Here is a 5,020-nt window from a genome sequence, read left to right as displayed (position 1 = left end):
TTTCATACTTAAAATACCTTACTCCACTTACATTATTTGATACAACAAAGATTATAGAAGGTAATATTTGGGGAGTTTTATTTGCCATAATACTTTATGTTATCGGTATATTATTATTTTGTATAGGGATAAAAGTATTCTGTAAAAAAGATCTATCAATATAAAACAGCTTTTAGCTGTTTTTTTATAAATTACTTGCTTTTTAATATTATATATAGTAGAATATCCGAAATAAATTAGAATGAATATAATTTGTAAGGGGATTATTATGAAGTTTAAAAGAATATTAACTTTTTTAATGATATTATTTGTAAGTTTATCTTTATTTGTACCAAACATTAATGCAGCAAATAAAGAAATGGGGAATCTCGTCTTTATTGTTAAATTTAAAGATGATACGAAAGAAACATATAATGAAGATTATACATATAATGCAAAATATTCGAAATTTACTTATTTTGAAAACCAAGTTAATGATAACTCAGATAGCTATATACCAAATTCATTTGAAAAATATTTAAATATTTTATCAAACGGACAATTAAACGTAAGGTCTTATTTTCCTCAAAAAAATGAAGATAACATATATTACTCTTGATAAAAACAAATCAGAATATAACAGTTCTCAGGCTTTATTAAATGAATGTCTATTAAAAATGGAAGAATTTGAAAATAGTATTAATTCAAGCGAAGTAGACAAAAACAGTGATGGTTATATTGATAATTTAACCATTGTCGTACAAATAGATAAAGAAAATGCACCTAAAGACAATTCAGATGTGATTTGGCCTCATAAGGCAGATAACAATAATTATAATTTTACAATAGCAGGTAAGAGTATATTAAATTACAATGTTTTGAATACTCAAGCAAGTAATCTTATTCCAACAATGGTACATGAGTTTTTACATTCTCTTGGTGTACTTGATTTGTATAGTAAAGACAGCAGCAAAACTCCTGTAGGTCCTTATGATGTAATGTCTAAAGTAGGGAGTGCTCCGTCTTATCCATTGGCGCAAACAAGAAAAATGTTAGGTTTTGATACAATAAAAGATATTTCTGGAAGCGGAACAAAAAGTGTTACTCTTTATGCTCCATATTCAAATAAAGGAGATAATGCCGTTATGGTTAAAACTCCTCTAAAGGATAATGAATATTTTGTTTTTGAATATAGAAAAAAAACAAAAATAAGTGATTCAAATAATGTGGATAGTCAAATTCCTTATTCGGGTCTTGTATGTTACAGGGTAAACGATGCTTTAAGCGATAGTGAAAAAAGTAATTTTAACAATAAAAATTATATTTATGTATTTAGACCTAATGATACAGGTATAAATGATTTTGCTGGAGATATAAATAATGCTGTATTATCACTGAGTGACGGAAAAAGAAGTGAGATAGGTAGCAGTGATGAAAATGCAACTATAAAAGATAATGCACTTGTCTATACAAATGATGTTAATAGTAGAATTCAACTTAAAGTTACATCACAGGTCGATGATTATATTATATTTGATATAACAATTCCTGATTATTCAAGTGAAAATCTATGGTCGGATTTGACTGATACATCTTTAAATACAAATTATTTTGCAGATAGCGATAATGCAAAATCAATTGGACAAATAGGTAATACTTTATATTTTTTAAATAAAAATAAAGTATATCAATATAAAGATGGTGTATATTCATCATTGGGTATAGTTGACAGTAATGTAAACAATGGTAATCTTGTTATTTTAAATAATGAAGTTTATGTTTTTTATGCTGATTATTCATCAAAAAAAGAGAGTGTTGTATTAAAAAAATATGAAAATGGTAATTGGATAGAAAAAAGCAGAATAAGTACAAATGGAAGTTATGCAAACGTTCCATATGCCATAAATTTAAACGGAGAGTTATACTGTTTATACGACTTGGATAATACCAATGTTACTGTTATGAAATGGAATGGAAGTGAGTTTTTAACAGTTGGTAAAATAACTGATTGTAAATATTTAATGGCACCAAGTATGGCTCTGTATAAAAATGAACTTTATGTAATGTTATCTGATTTTCAAAATAAAAATGAAGGCGGAATCATTTATAAACAAACAAATAACGGATTTGAAAAAGTTTATAATGTGAATTCTTCCGCAAATCATTTCCAGAAGTTTGTTGTTTCAGAAGATAATATATATGCATTTACTTATAATACATCGTCAAACAAGACGAATATTGCAGTAAGTGCAGACGGTAAATCTTGGAGTACTGATAAAGTAGCAACTTTTGAAGAAAAGGTAAATAGTATTTCATTTGATATAAAAGATGGTGATTTGTATTTAGGTGTTGTTGATTCAAATGGTGTTGCTAAAATGTATAGTTATAAAGATTCTTCATGGAATAAAGTTGGCAGCAACATTTATTCAAATGCAAGTTCTATGTCTTTTATACTAGGAAGTGATAAGATATATGCTTATTTGGGAGATAGTGTAAAATATAAAACGTTGGTTAAATATAACGAGTATTTGAATAAAGATGATAATACAAATACCGGAAATGGAGAAGGTGGCTCTTCAGAAGGCGGAAATACGACAGTTGACCCTCCAAAAGATGATACGACCGTTGAAAAGCCAAAAGTAGTTTTATCATAAGTAAAAGCAAAAGGTGTAAGTTATAATTATAATGCTGTTAAACTTACATGGAATAAGGTAAGCAATGCACAGGGATATTATATTTATAGATATGATGCAAAAAGTAAAAATTATAAACTTATAAAGACTGTAAGCAGTAAATATAATTATTATATAAATTCTTCTTTGACATGTAACAGTTATTACTATTATAGAGTTGTTGCATATAATAATTCCAATGGACTTGTTAAGAGCAAATATAATACTGTAAAAGTCAAACCTGTTTTAAAAAGTACGAGTATTAAAGTTTCTGCAGGTAAGAAGAAAGCATACATAAAATGGAATAAAGTTTCAGGTGCAAGCGGATATCAAATATATACAAAAAATAGTAAAGGTAAATATGTTCTTACAAAAACAACAAAAAGTACAAGTTATACAAAAACAAAATTAACATCTAAAAAGACATATTATTATAAAGTTAGAGCATATAAAGTTGTAGGAGGAAAGAAAGTTTATTCTTCATTCTCTTCTGTAAAAAAAGTAAAGGTTAAGTAACCTTTACTTTTTTTTATGAAAAATATAAAAAGGGTTTATTATTTTGTATTATAGTTGTATAATAGGTTACAAAATTTTACAAATATTTTATAAATTTTTTCATTAGTATTTTCATTTTATTTACATAGGGGTTTTAATATGGTATTTAGCAGAAAAAAGATCGACACAAAGGATTTTTTATTTTCAAATAAAGCATTAATGATTTTAATTGTTCCGCTTATTGTAGAGCAATTTTTGGCTATTTTGGTAGGTATGGCGGATTCTATTATGATAGCCAGTGTAGGAGAAGCCGCCGTATCAGGAGTTTCTTTAGTTGACAGTGTAATGATTCTTTTGATAAATATTTTTGCTGCTCTTGCAACTGGAGGAGCTGTTGTATGCGGACAGTATTTGGGTAAAAGAGATAGAGAAAACGCATGTGAATCATCAACACAGCTTGTCTGGTTTATAACTATATTGGCTGTATTTATTATGATTTTTATGTATATATTGAAACAGTTTATTTTAACTAAAGTATTTGGCAGTATTGATGCAGAAGTTATGGGACATGCAAATACATATTTGCTTATCGTAAGTGCTTCAATTCCTTTTATTGCATTATATAATGCAGGAGCGGCTATATTTCGTTCAATGGGTAATTCCAAAGTTTCTATGAAAGTTTCTATGTTAATGAATTTGATTAATGTATGCGGTAATGCAATACTTATTTATATTTTTCATTTTGGTACTGCCGGTGTCGCAATACCAACTTTGGTTTCAAGAATTGTTGCAGCTGTGGTTATTGTTGTTCTTCTTTTAAATAAAAATAATACTTTATATATAAAAAGAAGTTTTAAATATAAACCACGATTTGATATGATAAAAAGTATTTTATACATAGGTGTTCCAAACGGGCTTGAAAACAGTATGTTTCAACTTGGTAAAATAATAGTTTTAAGTTTGGTATCTACATTTGGCACATATGCAATAGCAGCCAATGCCGTTGCAAATGTAGTTGCTTCATTCCAAATTTTATCAGGAATGGCTGTTTCTCTTGCTATTACTACCGTTATTTCAAGGTGTGTTGGCGCAGGGGAATATAAACAGGCAAGATATTATACAAGAAAATTATTAAAGATAACTTATGTTTGTGTAGCTATATTGGTATTATTTATTTTTTTAATTTTACCTTTGATACTTAAAGCATATAATTTATCTGATATAACTGCATTGGAAGCAAGCAAAATTTTAATTTTACATGGATGTTGTGCGATTATAATTTGGCCTACTGCTTTTAATATCCCATCTGCATTAAGAGCTGCCGGTGATGTCAAATATTGTATGATTGTTTCTATTGTATCAATGTGGGTATGCAGAATTATATTCAGTTATATTTTGGGTAAGTATATGGGATTTGGTGTTTTTGGCGTTTGGATTGCAATGATACTTGATTGGGTAGTAAGATCTATTTTCTTTATAATAAGATACAGAGGTTCAAAATGGGAAAATAAACAAGTTGTATAAAACTCCATAGAGGAGTTTTTTTATTGAAGAATTTTTATATTTATAATACAATATTTTTATAGATATAAAATGAGGTGTATTGATATGTTAGATATTATGTATATGTTTTTTATTGCATTTTATTGTTTTATTTTCACAGTTGTGCCTTCGTTAATTATTGTATATCTTTTTATTTCAACAAGAAATATGGATATGTTCATAAATACGTATACTGAAATTGTAAAAAAATGTGATGATTTGCTTGTCTTTAATTTGAAAAAAGAAAATTCTTTTGTAAAACATAAATCATACAGAAAATTAGCTGGAAGGTTAGTAAAAAAGAATATACCTAAAAAAGCTACATATGATGT

At 27.3% G+C, this 5,020-nt stretch carries 5 protein-coding genes; all 5 read left to right on the top strand.

Annotated features, from left to right (window positions below; genetic code table 11):
• Positions 1-268 precede the first annotated feature (268 nt).
• Entirely contained in the window at positions 269-598 is a 330-nt protein-coding gene (locus FGQ49_RS10020) for a hypothetical protein (RefSeq protein ID WP_138269730.1), read from the top strand.
• A complete protein-coding gene (locus FGQ49_RS10015; RefSeq protein ID WP_138269729.1) occupies positions 573-2,633 on the top strand; it encodes a hypothetical protein in 2,061 nt (686 codons plus the stop codon). Before FGQ49_RS10020 ends, FGQ49_RS10015 begins: the two co-directional genes overlap by 26 nt.
• Before the next feature lie 165 nt (positions 2,634-2,798).
• On the top strand, positions 2,799-3,167 hold the full coding sequence (locus FGQ49_RS10010) for a hypothetical protein (protein ID WP_138269728.1): 369 nt from the start codon (positions 2,799-2,801) through the stop codon (positions 3,165-3,167).
• A gap of 138 nt (positions 3,168-3,305) precedes the next feature.
• The gene (locus FGQ49_RS10005; protein ID WP_138269727.1) at positions 3,306-4,670 is read left to right on the top strand and encodes an MATE family efflux transporter; all 1,365 of its coding nucleotides are present in this window, start codon (positions 3,306-3,308) and stop codon (positions 4,668-4,670) included.
• Between the two features lie 84 nt (positions 4,671-4,754).
• The coding region (locus FGQ49_RS10545) for a hypothetical protein (protein WP_138269726.1) at positions 4,755-5,020 on the top strand (266 nt) is incomplete at its 3' end.

The sequence above is a fragment of the Anaerofustis stercorihominis genome, from assembly GCF_005844425.1.
Taxonomy (GTDB): Bacteria; Bacillota; Clostridia; order Eubacteriales; family Anaerofustaceae; genus Anaerofustis; species Anaerofustis butyriciformans.
The sequence above is the reverse complement of the archived record's forward strand: the minus strand, read 5'-3'. Positions and strand labels throughout refer to the sequence as shown.

Coding starts and splice junctions, on each gene's coding strand:
- FGQ49_RS10015 (WP_138269729.1), top strand. CDS start 573: ATGAAGATAACATATATTACTCTTGATAAAAACAAATCAGAATATAAC.
- FGQ49_RS10005 (WP_138269727.1), top strand. CDS start 3,306: ATGGTATTTAGCAGAAAAAAGATCGACACAAAGGATTTTTTATTTTCA.
- FGQ49_RS10020 (WP_138269730.1), top strand. CDS start 269: ATGAAGTTTAAAAGAATATTAACTTTTTTAATGATATTATTTGTAAGT.